The 15,012-nt window shown below is 44.4% G+C and carries 18 protein-coding genes and 1 riboswitch; of the genes, 14 read left to right on the top strand and 4 right to left on the bottom strand.

The genetic code is table 11. The annotated features are described in order from the left end of the window. The first annotated feature begins 90 nt into the window (after positions 1 to 90). A riboswitch (SAM riboswitch) is annotated at positions 91 to 193 on the top strand. Between the two features lie 96 nt (positions 194 to 289). Both metK and HF966_RS01690 read left to right on the top strand, forming a co-directional pair. After that, entirely contained in the window at positions 290 to 1,447 is a 1,158-nt protein-coding gene (metK, locus tag HF966_RS01695; RefSeq protein ID WP_168675942.1) for a methionine adenosyltransferase, read from the top strand. A 33-nt stretch (positions 1,448 to 1,480) separates the two neighbouring features. Then, the gene (locus HF966_RS01690) at positions 1,481 to 2,419 is read left to right on the top strand and encodes an ADP-ribosylglycohydrolase family protein (RefSeq protein WP_168675941.1); all 939 of its coding nucleotides are present in this window, start codon (positions 1,481 to 1,483) and stop codon (positions 2,417 to 2,419) included. A gap of 39 nt (positions 2,420 to 2,458) precedes the next feature. Here the strand turns inward: HF966_RS01690 and HF966_RS01685 are convergent, their stop codons facing one another. From HF966_RS01685 to HF966_RS01670, 4 genes are all read right to left on the bottom strand, one after another. Continuing rightward, the gene (locus HF966_RS01685) at positions 2,459 to 3,388 is read right to left on the bottom strand and encodes a diacylglycerol/lipid kinase family protein (protein WP_168675940.1); all 930 of its coding nucleotides are present in this window, start codon (positions 3,386 to 3,388) and stop codon (positions 2,459 to 2,461) included. A gap of 65 nt (positions 3,389 to 3,453) precedes the next feature. Further along, positions 3,454 to 4,971 (bottom strand): phosphoenolpyruvate carboxylase, encoded by a 1,518-nt coding sequence (ppcA, locus tag HF966_RS01680; RefSeq protein ID WP_168675939.1) that lies wholly within the window; start codon positions 4,969 to 4,971, stop codon positions 3,454 to 3,456. Between the two features lie 164 nt (positions 4,972 to 5,135). Further along, on the bottom strand, positions 5,136 to 6,818 hold the full coding sequence (gene rnjA, locus HF966_RS01675; RefSeq protein WP_168675938.1) for a ribonuclease J1: 1,683 nt from the start codon (positions 6,816 to 6,818) through the stop codon (positions 5,136 to 5,138). A gap of 2 nt (positions 6,819 to 6,820) precedes the next feature. After that, complete coding sequence (locus HF966_RS01670) at positions 6,821 to 7,033, bottom strand: DNA-dependent RNA polymerase subunit epsilon (RefSeq protein ID WP_168675937.1); 213 nt, start codon at positions 7,031 to 7,033, stop codon at positions 6,821 to 6,823. A 153-nt stretch (positions 7,034 to 7,186) separates the two neighbouring features. Between HF966_RS01670 and HF966_RS01665 the strand changes: the two genes are divergently transcribed. From HF966_RS01665 to HF966_RS01610, 12 genes are all read left to right on the top strand, one after another. Then, positions 7,187 to 7,732 carry an LOG family protein gene (locus HF966_RS01665; RefSeq protein WP_168675936.1) on the top strand — a complete coding sequence of 182 codons (546 nt, stop codon included), beginning with the start codon at positions 7,187 to 7,189 and terminating at the stop codon, positions 7,730 to 7,732. A 28-nt stretch (positions 7,733 to 7,760) separates the two neighbouring features. Then, positions 7,761 to 8,228, top strand: coding sequence for a MarR family winged helix-turn-helix transcriptional regulator (locus tag HF966_RS01660; protein ID WP_168675935.1), 468 nt, complete (start codon positions 7,761 to 7,763; stop codon positions 8,226 to 8,228). Positions 8,229 to 8,322: 94 nt separating this feature from the next. Further along, positions 8,323 to 8,883 carry an elongation factor P gene (efp, locus tag HF966_RS01655; RefSeq protein ID WP_168675934.1) on the top strand — a complete coding sequence of 187 codons (561 nt, stop codon included), beginning with the start codon at positions 8,323 to 8,325 and terminating at the stop codon, positions 8,881 to 8,883. Between the two features lie 148 nt (positions 8,884 to 9,031). Further along, positions 9,032 to 9,493 carry an Asp23/Gls24 family envelope stress response protein gene (locus tag HF966_RS01650; protein WP_168675933.1) on the top strand — a complete coding sequence of 154 codons (462 nt, stop codon included), beginning with the start codon at positions 9,032 to 9,034 and terminating at the stop codon, positions 9,491 to 9,493. After that, positions 9,493 to 9,909 (top strand): transcription antitermination factor NusB, encoded by a 417-nt coding sequence (nusB, locus tag HF966_RS01645; RefSeq protein WP_168675932.1) that lies wholly within the window; start codon positions 9,493 to 9,495, stop codon positions 9,907 to 9,909. Before HF966_RS01650 ends, nusB begins: the two co-directional genes overlap by 1 nt. A 113-nt stretch (positions 9,910 to 10,022) precedes the next feature. Beyond that, positions 10,023 to 10,820: a TatD family hydrolase gene (locus HF966_RS01640; protein ID WP_168675931.1), complete on the top strand. Its 798-nt coding sequence runs from the start codon at positions 10,023 to 10,025 to the stop codon at positions 10,818 to 10,820. After that, positions 10,813 to 11,394 (top strand): ribonuclease M5, encoded by a 582-nt coding sequence (gene rnmV, locus HF966_RS01635; RefSeq protein ID WP_168675930.1) that lies wholly within the window; start codon positions 10,813 to 10,815, stop codon positions 11,392 to 11,394. The genes HF966_RS01640 and rnmV overlap by 8 nt, the downstream gene beginning before the upstream one ends. Continuing rightward, a complete protein-coding gene (gene rsmA, locus HF966_RS01630) occupies positions 11,378 to 12,265 on the top strand; it encodes a 16S rRNA (adenine(1518)-N(6)/adenine(1519)-N(6))-dimethyltransferase RsmA (protein ID WP_168675929.1) in 888 nt (295 codons plus the stop codon). Before rnmV ends, rsmA begins: the two co-directional genes overlap by 17 nt. Before the next feature lie 104 nt (positions 12,266 to 12,369). Continuing rightward, entirely contained in the window at positions 12,370 to 12,603 is a 234-nt protein-coding gene (locus HF966_RS01625) for a Veg family protein (protein ID WP_168675928.1), read from the top strand. 47 nt (positions 12,604 to 12,650) lie between these two features. Further along, complete coding sequence (locus HF966_RS01620) at positions 12,651 to 13,508, top strand: metal ABC transporter solute-binding protein, Zn/Mn family (protein WP_168675927.1); 858 nt, start codon at positions 12,651 to 12,653, stop codon at positions 13,506 to 13,508. Continuing rightward, positions 13,508 to 14,209, top strand: a complete 702-nt coding sequence (locus HF966_RS01615; protein WP_168675926.1) for an ATP-binding cassette domain-containing protein — start codon at positions 13,508 to 13,510, stop codon at positions 14,207 to 14,209. The genes HF966_RS01620 and HF966_RS01615 overlap by 1 nt, the downstream gene beginning before the upstream one ends. Continuing rightward, a complete protein-coding gene (locus HF966_RS01610; RefSeq protein WP_168676139.1) occupies positions 14,202 to 14,993 on the top strand; it encodes a metal ABC transporter permease in 792 nt (263 codons plus the stop codon). Before HF966_RS01615 ends, HF966_RS01610 begins: the two co-directional genes overlap by 8 nt. Positions 14,994 to 15,012: the final 19 nt, after the last annotated feature.

Genomic DNA, 15,012 nt, shown 5'->3' with positions numbered 1-15,012 from the left:
GTACCTTAATTTAACCCTTCTGCGTAGCGTTTTTGGTGGTGGTATTTGCAATTTGGCGTGGGCTTTGTTATGCTAAAGGTACAATTTAAACAGCTATCAAGAGCAGGCGAGTGATACAGCACTTTGACCCTGCACCAACCGGCAAAATATGGCAACATATTTTGTCACGGTGGTCCATCTGTACAGATAGTCGTCACGTTAGCGCGTTCCGACTTATCCGTTGGGAGGCGCTTTTAATTTGCGACCATGTAGCTTTTTATTTTGAAATCTAAAGGAGGTCATGTTTACCATGACAAAGTATTTTACTTCAGAATCTGTTTCAGCTGGGCATCCCGACAAGATTGCCGATCAAATTGCTGATGCCATTTTAGATGCTGTACTAGCCCAAGATCCCTATGCGCGCTCAGCGGTTGAAGTCACAACCTCAACCGGTGATGTCTCAATCTTTGGGGAATTATCAACCTCAGCTTACGTCAATGTGCGCCAAATCGCCATGGATACGATTCGTGAGATTGGTTATAACCAAGCCGAGCTTGGCTTTACTGCAGATTCTGTGAACGTTTCCAACCGTATCGTGGAACAATCAGGCGACATTGCGCAAGCGGTCGATAATGCCGATGACGATCCTGAACAATTGGGTGCCGGGGATCAAGGTATGGTCTTTGGCTATGCAACCAACGAAACAACGAGCTATTTGCCCTTAACTTTAGCCTTATCACATCGTCTGATGCGTCAAATTCGTGATGTTCGTGAGGCTGGGACGGTGAATTACTTGCGTCCTGATGCGAAAGCGGAAGTCAGTGTCGAGCTCAACGATGCTAATCAAGTGACACGGATTGCAGCGGTTGTGTTGTCGACACAACATGATGAGAACGTGACTTTGGACCAGCTACGCGCAGATATGCGCCGTTTGGTGATTGATGCTGTTTTGCCACAAGATTTGGTCGATGAGGACACGGTGTACTATATTAACCCATCTGGCCGTTTTGTCCTTGGTGGCCCACAAGCGGATTCGGGTTTGACAGGACGTAAAATTATTGTGGATACGTATGGTGGGGCTGCACATCATGGTGGTGGGGCCTTTTCTGGTAAAGATGCCACAAAGGTTGACCGTTCAGCAGCTTACTTTGCGCGCTATGTCGCCAAAAATTTGGTTGCTGCAGGTGTCGCTGACAAATTAGAATTACAAGTCGCTTATGCTATCGGAGTGGCACAACCAGTCTCATTGAATATTGATACATTTGGGACTGCGAAAGTGTCCGAAGATAAAATTCGCGATATTACCGCGCAACTCTTTGATTTCCGGCCTTTAGCCATCATCAACCACTTAAATCTGCGCCGACCAATTTATAAGCAAACGGCGGCCTTTGGCCACTTTGGCCGTACGGATATTGAGTTGCCATGGGAAGCATTGGATCAAGTGGCACAAATTAAGGCCCTACTTTAAATTTTAAAAATATTGAATATGTTAAAATAGGGTATGGCTAAAAAGCAAGCAACAATTCAATTTTTAATGTTTGGCATCGCTATTGGTGAAAGTATGACGCTGTTATCTAATAGTCAACAAACGGCGCTTTTGTCCGATCCCACACATTTTGACCAACCATTGCATTGGGGTTCCCATACCAGTTTATCGTTGACGACAATTGCGAGTTTGTCACGTGGGTATCAGTTAACAGATGTTATGAACCATTTCCAAAACTGGTATCGAAAAAGACAATTTGCGCCTGAAAAAACCCGCCAAAGCGTCGATGCCATTACCAAAAAGGCGATGGACAATTACACTAAAAATCGTGATACATTGGCTTCTGGTATCCTTGAAGAGACTGCAGATAGTGAAGATATTTTGGTTCGGATGTTGCCAGTCGCTTTATATTTACACCATGAATATGGCGTCTCATTTATTAACGATGAGTCTGCCATGTTGACGCTACATCGCATCGCTGGGCTAACCCACAATGCGGAAGGCGCGCTGGTCAGTGTCGGGATGTTGAGCTTGATTGTGAGCCAAATTCTTGAAAAACAGCCGATTCGTGATGCCGTAGAAAATGGGTTGGCTTTTGGGTTTGAGTATTATTCGCGCCATAAAGTGTTTGAATCCGAATTGGCAGCTTTTGAAGAATTGAATTTACCTGACTTTGCCAACATTCCGGTGGCTAATATTGTGCTAGATGGGCGCAGTGCCAGCACGTTAGAAGCAGTCATTTGGTCATTACTCAACAGTCAAAATTACACTGAAGCCATGATGAACGCGTTCATGCATGGGCACGCCAATAGCATCGTACCAACGGTTGTTAGTGCGCTTGCGGCCATTATTTACCAAGAAGACTTAATTATTCAAGCCAGTGAACAGCTGACGTCACGAAAACTCATCGTCAGCGTGACAAACCAAGCTGAACGGCTTGGTCGATTCAATTAAAAAAGCATGTGTCTTGTCACTGACAAGGTACATGCTTTTTTAGAGCCAAAATGGATAAGTGTGAAAATCAATCGTGAGGCTAAAAGTACTTTTACATAATGTTTCGCCATCAATTTGCCCGGGTTGCATATCACGAACATGAATTTGGGCCCCACGTTGGAGTGGTATTCTCGTGATATGTGGACTTGCGAGGTGTTGGCCGTCCTTTTTTAAAGCAATAAAGAGTTTTAAAAATTGGAAAAAAGACAGCTTATCGGTCACAATCAAGTCAAGCCCCTCATGCGAGAGATCGGCTTCGGGGAGCAAGGCAATCCCACCGCCAAAGAAAGGTTGGTTGGTAATGGTAACTAAAAATGCGCTGGGAATTTGGCGATAGGTGTCACCGTTCATTAAGGTCATTTGAAAGTCATTTTGTCTAAAAAAGGCGCCCAGTGTGGTGGCCAGATAACTGAGGTGGCCTAGTCCCCAGCGATTGAGCCGCTTTTTCCATGGTGATTGATTGGCGCGTTCAACGACCGCCGCATCAAAACCAATCCCAAGATTATTGATAAAATAACGGGTCGATTGGTAGAGACCATCGTCCGTCATTTGACCAACGTTGAGCAGTTGGGTATGTGTAGTGGCTTTGAGGTGCGCTAAGGCCTCACTGGCTTGTCCCAAGTGTGCGGCGCGGGCAAAGTCATTGCCAGAACCAGTCGGAATGTAAGCCAGTGGTAGTGGGCGCTGTTTTTGGCCTTGAATCAGCCCGTTTAAGACTTCATTGAGCGTGCCGTCACCACCAATTGCTAGGACCACAGCTTCTGGATCAGTGATAGTTTTTGCTAAATTTTTAGCCAAGTGTGCGGCGTGTCCAGGATAGGCAGTGTCGGTCCAGCGACTAATGGTGTTTAATTGTTTGGTTTGACTGATAATATCGCCATGTGCTTGGTTACCAGCCTGAGGATTGTGAATGACATAAAATTTTGGCATGATGTTATTCTTTCATAAGCTAATTTAATTGTAACAAAAAAAGCCCCGTAGGGCTATGTGTGGCATTAACCTAAGAAGTGTCGGAGTTGTGCCATCCGATTGATCAAAGCGGTAATGGCAATTGGGGCACCTTCTTTAATTTGGACAACTTGCAAAGCAATTTCTGCATGCTGTTGTTGTTCGCGTGTTTCGGGACCAATTTCAAGGTTGAAAATATCTTTTACGATCATAATGTCGCGTTCAACATCTGCCCAAGCGGCGCTTTGGGTCTTCAAAATTTCAAGCGCATCGAGGTTGACAAAGCGGGCGAGTTCGCGGAAATCTTCTTTCATACTTGGATAATTGCGGACGAAAGCTGATAGATGGTCGGCGTTTAAGTTTTCAAGCGCCCGACCGAAGCCGATGAATTCTGGTGGCACACCGATTGAATAAAAGGCCCCGGTAAAGTTGATGGCCCGTGGTAATTCGATGCCGTCAACAGAACGTGAATAACCCAAGACCCCAACGTGTTGGCGACGGTCACGCCGCTTTGGAAAGGCCTTGAAAATGGGTTGCATATCAGGCACCAATTGGTCTAATGTGTGGGCATAAAATTCAGCTGATTCTTCGGCGACTTCAGCCAAAATTTGTTGGTCAGCAGCAGAAATTTTTAAAGGTTCAGCATTTGGCAACTTTTCTTTTAATTCCGCAATGGCTTTTTGCACATCAGCAATCGGGAAATCATAGCGGAAAGCAGATTGAACAGTGGCTGTGCGTACGCCTGGGAATTCCTTGACATAGCGGTCAATGCGATGTGGTGACAAGCCACCACGGAAGATAGCTGAACCCGTCCCAGAAATTGGGTAGATTTCAATGTTTTCTTCACGGGCAAATTCATGTAAGCGGGCGATGGCAAGCTTGTTGCCCGTAATTGAACTCATGAATCCAGCTGTTAGGGCCGAATCAGAACCGGCCAAGAAGACACGCATGTACTTTGGTCGGAAACCAAAATGTTCTTCGTGTAATTTAAGATACTCTTTTAAGATTTCTGGGGCATGGAGCTGAGTGTCGAAATCTTCAAATAATGGAATAATTTCAATATAAGGGGTGTTTTTATCTGAACGGGTGAATTCAACCGACTTAAAGTTGGCTAACTTTTCAAACAAAACCTGCATTTTAAGTAATTGATCCGCACGTTGTGCCATTGGCAAAATGGCTTCAAATAAGGGGCGTTGTGCAAAGCCTAAATCATGGGCAAAGTCTTCTGAACTTAAAATGGCAGTCATCGCCTGCATTAAGTTATAGCCTTTTTCTTCCCAGATGTTTGGAAAGCGGAAAGTTAGAAATTTATCACGACCAATTTGTTGGTCTTTAAAGTAATCGTATTCGGTGCTAAATAAGCGATCAATGACGGCGGCATCGGCGTGCTTGCCTTCCCAATCCCACATGTATTCATCAACATTTAATTCGCTGAAATTTTCAAAAGCTTCGTTCGTTTCGCGATAAGCGCTGATAAAGGGTTGTTGGGATGCATCCCAGAAAGGTGCGTTGGCATTATCGGGGTGTTGCGTACCCATAATCGTGGGGATTTTTCGTTGTGTCATGATAGCTCCTTCATATTGTACTTCTATTATTCTAGCATATTGCCCACCGTTTAAAAATGTTAATGTCAAGTTTTATACGATGAGCTATGAATAAAATAAAAAAATGTTCGGTATTTCGTGTATGCCTGCCGCAAAAAAACACCCGCTTAGGGGTGTTTTCACATTTAAATCATAATCAGCATTGGCAAAACCATTGGTTTGCGTGCTGTCTCACGATAAAGGAAGCGGGACAAGTCGTCAATGACGGCTTGTCGAATATCTGCTTCACTTGCATTGGCGTTATTCATCACACGACGCATCGTGCCAAAAATAATCCGACGGCCTTCGTTAATCAAGTCACCAGACTCACGCATGTAAACGAAGCCACGTGACAAAATGTCTGGTCCAGAAAGAATTTCTTTTTTCTTCAAATCAATTGTTGCAGTGACCACAACCAAACCGTCTTGCGACAATTTTTGACGATCGTGAAGCACAACAGAACCAATATCACCGATACCTGAACCATCAATGTAAGTATCATCGCCAGGGAAATGACCTGCTACGCGGGCATTTTCACCATCCAGGGCTAAGACATCACCATTTTCCAAAATAAAGGTATGGTCTTCTGGAATATCTAATTCGTGTGCCAATGAGGCATGCACTTTCAACATGCGATATTCACCGTGAACGGGCATGAAGTACTTTGGCTTCATAAGGGCTAACATCAACTTTTCTTCTTCTTGGCCACCGTGACCAGAAGTGTGAATGTTGTTGACTTTACCATAAATCACATTTGCGCCGCCTTCTTCCAACTTATTAATCACTTCATTAACTGAAGCGGTGTTACCTGGAATAGGGGATGAGGAGAAAATCACATTATCATTGGGCTTCAAACGAATTTGCTTATGGGTGCCTTCGGCAATACGGGCTAAGGCAGCCATCGGTTCACCTTGTGAACCGGTTGAGAGAATCAACAATTCATCATCTGGAATATGCTTAATTTCAGATTGTTCAACCAGCATGTCGTCCGGGATGTTTAAGTAACCTAGCGCACGACCATTAGTCACGGCAGATTCCATTGATCGGCCAAAGACGGCGATCTTGCGTCCATGTGCGATGGCGGCATCAGTCGCCATCCGGACACGGTTCATGTTTGAAGCAAAGGTTGCAAAAATAATCCGGCCATGCGTAATTTTGTCAAAAATCCGATTGACAGACTTGGCAACCCAAGCTTCTGACTTGGTCCACTCTGGGCGTTCAGCGTTGGTTGAATCACTCATCATGAGTAAGACACCTTGCTCACCTAGCCGGGCCATTGACCAGAGGTTAGGTGGCTGCTTTGTTGTTGGCGTGAGATCAAATTTGAAATCACCCGTTTCAACAATGGTACCGACTGGCGTATGCACAGCGACACCGAATACATCAGGAATTGAGTGGGTTGTCCGGAAAAATTCGACATTTAATTTGTCAAATTCAAGGACAGTCCCATCAGTAATTTCGTGTAATTCAACGCGGTTTAAGAGTTGCTTTTCTTCTAACTTGTTCTTAATTAAAGCCATTGCTAGTGGGCCAGCGTATACTGGTACGTTAACGGCTTGTAAAAAGTAGGCAATTGCACCGATATGGTCTTCGTGTCCGTGGGTAATGACCAGTGCTTTTACGCGATCGATGTTATCGACTAAATAAGTATAGTCGGGAATAACGTAATCGATACCAAGTAGTTCATCTTCCGGGAACTTAATACCCGCGTCAATGACGATGATTTCATCTTGATACTCAATACCATACGTATTCTTACCGATCTCGCCTAAACCACCTAGCGCATAAACTGCGACTTCGTTAGGTTTGATATCTACAGAATATGTCATAGTTAGAATGTTGTAATTTCGAAGTTCGGGTTGGCCTTTTCGTAAGTCAATGCCTTATCTGAAAGTTCTTCGATAAATTCGATGTTGTAAGTGGTGTTGTCTTCAATAATTTCCCGTGCTTGTGGCAAGCTTTCTGCTGACAAGTAAAGTGAAACGGTGGTTTCACGCTTGGGATTGCGTTCAGGATGTGCTTGGTAATAAACTTTGTAAATCATAATGCCTCCAAAATATCTTTAATTTTTTTAATTTGTCACGAACGAAAACCTATATCATAGTGTACCACATAGCGTGTAAAAACGGGAACTTTGTCGGCTTATTACTTGATTATTGACTTTAATATTGTTAAATTTATAGAAAGGAACAAGCAAATGTCTATTAGATCTATCGCAGTATTTATGGGTTCGCAATTCGGCGTGCAGTCAGAATTTAAAACGGTGGCGACAACCCTTGGGGCAGCCTTGGCTGACCAAAAAATTACGCTGGTATACGGCGGTGGCCGGGATGGCTTAATGGGCGTCACGGCTCGAACGGCCATGGCGCATGGCGGCCAAGTCATTGGTGTGTCACCAAAAAATCTTGCAGAAGATGCCATTTCGCCTGCTGAAATTACGCAGTTAATTGCCGTTGATACAATGTCAGAACGCAAGCAATTGTTAATATCGCATGCTGATGCGTTTATCGTGTTGCCAGGTGGTTTTGGCACGTTAGAAGAGTTATCTCAAGTCATTAGTTGGGCGCGCATTGGGTTGCACCATAAGCCATTGGTATTGTTAGATGTGAACGGGTTTTATGATCATTTGTGGGCTTGGATGAACGATAGTGTGACTAATGGGTTTGTTGACGTGGCTGACATGCAGCATGTTACCTTGTGTCATTCGGTGGATGCAGCCTTAGCGCATATCAAGCAATATTAAATTGTGATAGATCACAAAGGGGGAGAATATGACGGAATATTCAACATTATCAGATTTTATTGGGGTATATATGTCATCGCTGAAGCATATGGAGACAATGTTGTCACAACCAATGCGCCAGTTTGGCATTTCTTTTGAGCAATGGCTCATCATGGCATCAATTTCACACAGTGAACAACCGTTGACGCTCACAGAGATTGCGGCAGAACGGGATGTCACCAAAGGGGCGGTTGGCCGGCAACTCAAGCCGTTATTAGAATTGAAATTTATCACGCAAACACCAGACGAAAAGGATCGCCGCCGCATCTTTTTGACACTCACAACTGAGGGACAACGTGTTGAAGCGGAAATTTCTAAGCGTGTGAAGGCGCGATCAAAACAATGGATTGATGCGTTTGGATTAGAAGAAGCCCGCGAATTACTCCGTGGGGTTCACCGTTTTGATGATCTCATTATGCAACCAGCCCTAAACGGGGAAAACATTGAGAAGTTGTGAGATTTGTGGTAAACTCTTATTTTGTATGAAGACTGCATGAATGACGGTTTTCTGGTATAATAAACTAAATTATTTATAAAAGAGGATATTGATCATGGCAATTGGCATGAATGATTTGAAGAATGGTTTGACGATTGAATATTCAAACTCAATTTGGCGCGTTTTGGACTTCCAACACGTTAAGCCAGGAAAGGGTGGCGCATTTGTTCGCTCAAAGTTGAAGAACTTGCGCACTGGTGCTGTCAATGAAGTGACTTTCCGTCCTGGTGATAAGTTTGAACAAGCCGACATCACAACACGTCCAATGTCATATTTGTTTGCTGAAAACAACGGCCGTGTTTTCATGGACGTTGAAACATACGAACAAGTGAACTTGCCAGATGACAAGATTGAAGCAGCCTTGAAGTTCTTGCTTGAAGGCATGGAAGTTAAGATTACCATGTATGGTAACGAAATCTTGGGTGCTGAATTGCCATCAACAGTGTCTTTGAAAGTGACAGAAACACAACCTGGTATCAAGGGTGCAACAGCAACTGGTTCAGGTAAGCCTGCGACAGTTGAAACAGGGGCAACAATTACTGTGCCTGACTTCATTAACGAAGGTGAAACAATCATCGTTAATACAGAAGACGGTTCATATAAGGGCCGTGCCTAATAACAAAGTGTGAACGAACACAAGCTGATGGTGCCAACAGGCACAAGTTGCTGTCATGTTGTCCCATGATGCGGGTGTTGTAGGGAACACAGACAAAAAGTTCCCGAGGGGAACTTTTTATTTTAAAAATATTTTCGAGGATGATATCATGGCCAGAGAAATTAAGCGTAGCAAACAAGCTACAAAAAATATTATTTTAGCAACACAAGATGCCGTTGCTGGGACCACGCAGGTGACACCAGAAGTCATTGAAGTCATTGCACAAATTGCAACGCAAGAAGTGACGGGTGTTTACTCAATGCGTGGTAAATTGTCTGATCACTTTACCAATGCGTTTGGTTCAAATGCGCGTGGTAAAGGGGTTGAATTGACCCAGACCGAGGCTGGCTTGACGATTGATGCTTATGTCTTTTTGCAATATGGCGTGGCTGTTCCGAAAGTTGCGCTTGATATTCAAAACGCGATTCAATCTCAAATTACATCAATGACTGACTTGCATGTTGTCCAAACAAATGTGCATGTTAGCGGTATTGTGCCAGAAAAAGTATCTAGTCAATTTGATCCTGATAACTTATTTGGTGAAACTAAAACAACTGAGGTGGCCGATTAATGGCGAATTTATCACGACATGAGTCACGTCAAGCAGCTTTTCAAGTGCTGTTTGCCCTTGAAAAAGACCCAAAAAGTAATAGCATTGATAACCTTTATGACATTGTCTTAGAAGGCAAAGATTATGATGATTATTTGCCGCGCTTGGTGAATGGTGTCTTGGGCACAAAATCAGAGTTAGATGCGCAAATTACAGCTCATTTAGCTGATGGCTGGGCAATTAACCGGATCAATAAAGCTGATTTGGTGATTTTGCGTTTGGCAATTTACGAATTAACGCATCAACTTGTCCCATATAAGGTGGCGATTGATGAAGCTTTGATTTTGGCAAAAACGTTTGCTGACGAGGACGATCGCAAGTTCGTTAACGGTTTGTTAAAGAATTTTGCGCCAGCTGCTGCACCAAAGGTTGATTAAATCGGTAAAAGTCGCTTGGCGGCTTTTTTTCTTAAAACCAATTATGTCAGCGCGATTGTTTTAAACAAATAAAGAATGGAGGAATGTGTGTGTTGACCACACACAGAAAGAAAATGGCAATTTATGATTTAACCAAGACCCCAGCTGATAGCTATGATACGCATACACATCTCAATGATGATAAACTATTTCATGATGTACCGGCTTACATTGGCCGTGCTAATGAGTTCCGGGTCATGGAAATGAATATTGTGGGTTATGACGCCGTGGGGAACGCGCGGGCCTTAGAGATTGCACAGGCGCATGATAACATCTATGCAGTGTTAGGGTTTCAACCAGAGGATACGGTAGATTTTGATGACGCCGCAGCGCAAACTTTGGCGGCACAATTACAAGCCGATAAAGTGGTTGGGGTCGGAGAGACTGGCCTTGATTATTATTGGGAAACAGCGCCGCATGATGTCCAAAAGCAGGCGTTTGAAACGCACCTGGCCTTGGCAAAAGCATATGATTTACCCGTGATTATCCACAACCGTGATGCGTTTGACGATGTGTATGCGATGTTGAAGGCCAGCGGGGTTAAAAAGGGCGTTATGCACAGTTTTTCAGGCACCCCTGAACAAGCGCTGGCGTTTGTTGATTTAGGGATGCATATTTCATTTAGTGGGGTTGTGACGTTTAAAAAAGCAGCAGAAGTGCGCGAAGCAGCCAAAGTCGTCCCGCTTGAACAGTTGCTCGTTGAAACCGATGCCCCTTATTTGGCCCCAACGCCATTTAGAGGCAAGGATAATGAACCGGCCTTTGTTAAATACGTGTTGGATTCATTGGCAGAAACACTCGAGATGACACCCAAAGAACTGACGGAAATCACACGGACTAACGCCCATCGTTTATTTTTGAATCATGACTGATAAACCAAAAATCAATGAAATGATTGTGGTCGAGGGACGCTCAGACACTCAAAATTTGGCCCGCGCGGTGATTGCTGATACGATTGAAACGGGCGGCAGTGCCGTCACACCGGATGCGGTGATGCGCGCCAAACGCGCTGCGGCAACTCGTGGGGTGATTATTTTAACCGACCCAGATTTCAATGGCCAACGTATTCGACAAATCATGTCGGCACATGTCCCGGAAGCTAAGCAAGCTTATATCACACAAGATGCGGCCCGTGCAGCCAAAGATAATCCGCATAAATCACTGGGTGTTGAGCATGCCGAACCAGCAGTGTTACGCGCCGCATTGGCACAAGTGATGACACCGCAAGTCGCACAGACCAGTGATGTTGACCAACACTTTCTCTTACAAAATGGCTTATTAGGTGGCGCCCACGCGCGTGTGAATCGCCAGATACTTGGTGAAACACTGCATATTGGCTATACCAACGGGAAACAACTCATGAAACGCCTGCACCAATTTGGCATTACCCAAGACCAAATACGTGCCGCACTACAAAGGACTCCAGAACATGGCAGAGATAATTGATATTGCAAACCCAATCCGTACCCAAGCGATCTTAAATCAATACGGGTTACGCGCCAAGAAAAAATTCGGGCAAAACTTTTTAACTGATCTCTCGGTACTTCATGGCATCGTGGATGCCGCTGAGATTACCGCAGAGGACTATGTGATTGAAATTGGTCCGGGTATCGGCGCACTGACTGAACAGCTCGCCCGTGCCGCAAAACAGGTATTGGCTTTTGAAATTGACCCACAGATGGTCAAGGTATTGGCTGACACGTTGCACCCGTATGACAATGTCAAAGTTGTCGAACAAGATATTTTAAAAGTTGATTTACCGCAGATGATTGCGGATGAATTTGGCACAGGTGCGCGCGTGAAAGTCGTGGCCAACTTGCCGTATTACATTACCACGCCGATTTTGATGCAATTGTTGCGGGCTAATATTGCTTGGGATAACATTGTTGTGATGATGCAACGTGAAGTCGCGGATCGTCTGAACGCAGCGGTGGGTACGAAAGCGTATGGGGTATTGACCTTGACGGTGGCTTATTTTGCACAAGCAAAATTAGCTATCCAGGTGCCGGCTGCTGCTTTTAATCCAGCACCTAATGTTGACTCCGCGGTGGTTAAACTCACGCCTTTGACGCCGGCAACAGTTGTGGCTCAGCCTGAGCGTTTGTTTGGTGTGGTGAAGGGGAGCTTTTCTCATCGTCGCAAGAGCTTGTGGAATAATATGCTGCAAACCTATGGGAAAGATGCGCCGGTGAAAGAAAAAATCACCAATGCGTTAACGGCCGCGGGCATTGCGCCATCTGTACGTGCTGAACGGCTTGATTTGGCTGAATTCACCACGCTATATCTCGCGCTACGTGCGGAAGGGTTGACCCAGTAAAACGTATATTTTTTGGATTATGACGGGTAATATACAGTATAATTTGCATTTATTCCCATTTTGTGATAAAATAAATTAAGTTTTTCACGAAAGGTGGTATAAAAATGCCAAGTAGTTTGCAAGACATCAAGACCAAGCTCGATGCCCATGTTGGGGAAGAGGTTACCGTAGTAGCGCAAGCTGGTCGCAAAAAAATCACTGAACGCAGTGGTGTCCTCCGCTCAACTTTCCCCTCCTTGTTCGTCGTTGAACTGGACGAAGATGCGAATTTTGAACGGGCGTCATATAGTTATACCGACATTTTAACAAACAACATTAATATTACGTTTGCCGATTAATTTTAAATGCCCGCATGGGCTTTTTTTGTATGAATTGAGAGCATTTCATGAAGAATAAACAAGCACTATACGCCATTTTAACGCTGCTTTTGATTCCTATTGGCCTTTGCCTGATTATCGTGAAGCTAACCGTGCCATTACCGACACCCAAACACGCACCAGTCAAAATTGTGACCGATTATGTGGCTTACCAACAAATTGCACAAGATATTGTTGGGTCAGACGGGCATGTGCAACTGTTATCAGGTCAACTGCCTACAAGACAGCAACGTCAGAAATTCAAACAGGCTGAAGTGGTGCTCACTGATAGTCACGATAGTTCGCTTCTCACGCAGCGGCAAAAATTCCAATTGCGCTCTAAAGTGCTAATTGCTAGTGACGGGGTCAAACCTCAAAGCGCCACGCATTATTGGTTGAGTCCCCAGGTCACGTTACAAAGTGTCACGCGGCTCTCTGATTTGTTAAGTGATTTTGATCCACAAAACCGTGATTTTTATATCAAACAAAGTCAGGCATTGTTGGATAAAATGAAGCCGTTAGCTGAGGGAATTGCGCACTTACAGGCGGAAAAAAATGTACAATATCTCGCGACAAATCATGCACAAGATTTGTTTATGACTCAACTGGGGTACCAAACGGCGCAAGCAGATATTGAGTCAGCGACAGATGCCGATTTTGACGCGCTAGCGCAAAAGATGCAAGACCATACGATCCGCTTTATTTTAAATGCGAGTCAAGATGCCTCACCAAATGATCAACGCCTACTGCAACTGGCCAATGATCATCATATTCCAATTATTACGTTTAACCAAATTTTACCAACCGATCAAAAAGTATGGGATTGGCAGCTCTCATTCGTGACGCAATTGCAAGCAGCATTGAAACCAACAGAAGGTGAGAATTAATGGGTATTATTGAAACAAAAGATTTTGGTATTCGTTACGGCGAAAAAGTCATTTTATCAGCGGCTAACATTGCTATTCCAAAAGGCCGATTTTTCGCGATTTTGGGCGAAAATGGCGCTGGGAAAACGAGTTTTGTCAAGGCACTCATTGGCCAAAACGTTCAAACTGTTGGGACTTTATCACGACAAGCCAAACGTATTGGCTTTGTGCCACAATTTCGTGATATCACGCGTGATTATCCTTTACGTATTTCTGAGTTCGTGGGACTCAACTATAATCAAGGTTGGCGCTTGTGGTGGCAAGCTGATGAAAAACAAGCCATCCAAGCAGCACTAGCGCGGATGGACTTGTTGGGAATTGCCAACCAACGCCTCGGCCTAGCCTCTGGTGGGCAAAAGCAGCGCGCCTTTGTAGCACAAGCCTTAGTACAAAAACCAGATTTGTTGATTCTTGATGAATCGACGGCGAGCTTGGACCATGAACACAAGGTGCAATTACTCCAAACGGTTAAACAATTGCAAAAAGAAGAAGACTTGACCATTTTGTTTATCACGCATGAATTAAAGCTAATCTCACAATTTGCAGATGGGTACCTTTTGTTTGAGAATGGCGGCGTAAATCAGGGCGATCAGATCGCATTGCAATCTTTGACGATGCAAATGACGCACGGTCACGAAGAAGACGAGGTACATGATGTTTAGTTATGATTTTATGCAAAATGCGTTTATGGCAGGCACGGTTGTGAGTATCGTCGCCGGCATTGTTGGCACGTTTGTCGTGGCACGTAATTATGCGTTTTTAACGCATAGTTTAAGCGAGATTGGCTTTGCTGGCGCAGCTTTTGGCTTATTTGCTGGTTGGCCAGCCTTGCTTGGCATGATGGTTGCAACCAGTGGCGCATCATTAGCCATCGGTGCCTTAGAGTCGGGCTATACGAAGCGTGATAATGTCACAAGTGCCATATCGGCCTTGGCAATTGGCTTAGGCATCTTATTTTTAGCTTTGGGTCACACGAGCACGACTGCTGCGACTGGCATTTTATTTGGCTCAGTTCTTGGCATTAGCCATCAGGATTTATGGTTGTTGTTAGCGTTGGCAATCTTAGTGATCGTGGTCTTATTGAGTAATTTTCGCGCACTGCGCCAATTGGCTTTTGATGAAGCGGGCATGTTCTTACAAACGCGTCGACAAAAGGCAGTTCGGTATATCTTTCTGGTGATGATTGCTTTATCAGTGAGTATTTCGTCACAATTGGTCGGGTCATTGTTAATTTTTGTCTTAGTGACCTTACCGGCAGCGAGTGCCAAATATTATGTGACAACAACCGTCAAATTGATGGGACTGGCCATCGCTTTTGCCTTGTTTGGCACATGGGTTGGGCTGACAATTGCTTATTTAACGAATTTACCCACGAGCTTCTTTATCGCGATGATAGAAGTCGTCATCTATTTGTTCTCGGTTTGGCAATTCAAAAAAAGCGCCTAAATACCGAACATTGAATAAA

This window comes from Leuconostoc holzapfelii (assembly GCF_012396485.1).
Classification (GTDB): Bacteria; Bacillota; Bacilli; order Lactobacillales; family Lactobacillaceae; genus Leuconostoc; species Leuconostoc holzapfelii.
The sequence above is the reverse complement of the archived record's forward strand: the minus strand, read 5'-3'. Positions and strand labels throughout refer to the sequence as shown.

Bases quoted from the DNA above. Each gene is read 5' to 3' on its own strand.
- HF966_RS01670 (WP_168675937.1), bottom strand. From the start codon at position 7,033: ATGATTTACAAAGTTTATTACCAAGCACATCCTGAACGCAATCCCAAG.
- rnmV (WP_168675930.1), top strand. From the start codon at position 10,813: ATGACTGATAAACCAAAAATCAATGAAATGATTGTGGTCGAGGGACGC.
- rnjA (WP_168675938.1), bottom strand. From the start codon at position 6,818: ATGACATATTCTGTAGATATCAAACCTAACGAAGTCGCAGTTTATGCG.
- HF966_RS01690 (WP_168675941.1), top strand. From the start codon at position 1,481: ATGGCTAAAAAGCAAGCAACAATTCAATTTTTAATGTTTGGCATCGCT.
- metK (WP_168675942.1), top strand. From the start codon at position 290: ATGACAAAGTATTTTACTTCAGAATCTGTTTCAGCTGGGCATCCCGAC.
- HF966_RS01665 (WP_168675936.1), top strand. From the start codon at position 7,187: ATGTCTATTAGATCTATCGCAGTATTTATGGGTTCGCAATTCGGCGTG.
- HF966_RS01620 (WP_168675927.1), top strand. From the start codon at position 12,651: ATGAAGAATAAACAAGCACTATACGCCATTTTAACGCTGCTTTTGATT.
- HF966_RS01650 (WP_168675933.1), top strand. From the start codon at position 9,032: ATGGCCAGAGAAATTAAGCGTAGCAAACAAGCTACAAAAAATATTATT.
- nusB (WP_168675932.1), top strand. From the start codon at position 9,493: ATGGCGAATTTATCACGACATGAGTCACGTCAAGCAGCTTTTCAAGTG.
- HF966_RS01625 (WP_168675928.1), top strand. From the start codon at position 12,370: ATGCCAAGTAGTTTGCAAGACATCAAGACCAAGCTCGATGCCCATGTT.
- rsmA (WP_168675929.1), top strand. From the start codon at position 11,378: ATGGCAGAGATAATTGATATTGCAAACCCAATCCGTACCCAAGCGATC.
- HF966_RS01610 (WP_168676139.1), top strand. From the start codon at position 14,202: ATGTTTAGTTATGATTTTATGCAAAATGCGTTTATGGCAGGCACGGTT.
- ppcA (WP_168675939.1), bottom strand. From the start codon at position 4,971: ATGACACAACGAAAAATCCCCACGATTATGGGTACGCAACACCCCGAT.
- efp (WP_168675934.1), top strand. From the start codon at position 8,323: ATGGCAATTGGCATGAATGATTTGAAGAATGGTTTGACGATTGAATAT.
- HF966_RS01660 (WP_168675935.1), top strand. From the start codon at position 7,761: ATGACGGAATATTCAACATTATCAGATTTTATTGGGGTATATATGTCA.
- HF966_RS01640 (WP_168675931.1), top strand. From the start codon at position 10,023: ATGGCAATTTATGATTTAACCAAGACCCCAGCTGATAGCTATGATACG.
- HF966_RS01685 (WP_168675940.1), bottom strand. From the start codon at position 3,388: ATGCCAAAATTTTATGTCATTCACAATCCTCAGGCTGGTAACCAAGCA.
- HF966_RS01615 (WP_168675926.1), top strand. From the start codon at position 13,508: ATGGGTATTATTGAAACAAAAGATTTTGGTATTCGTTACGGCGAAAAA.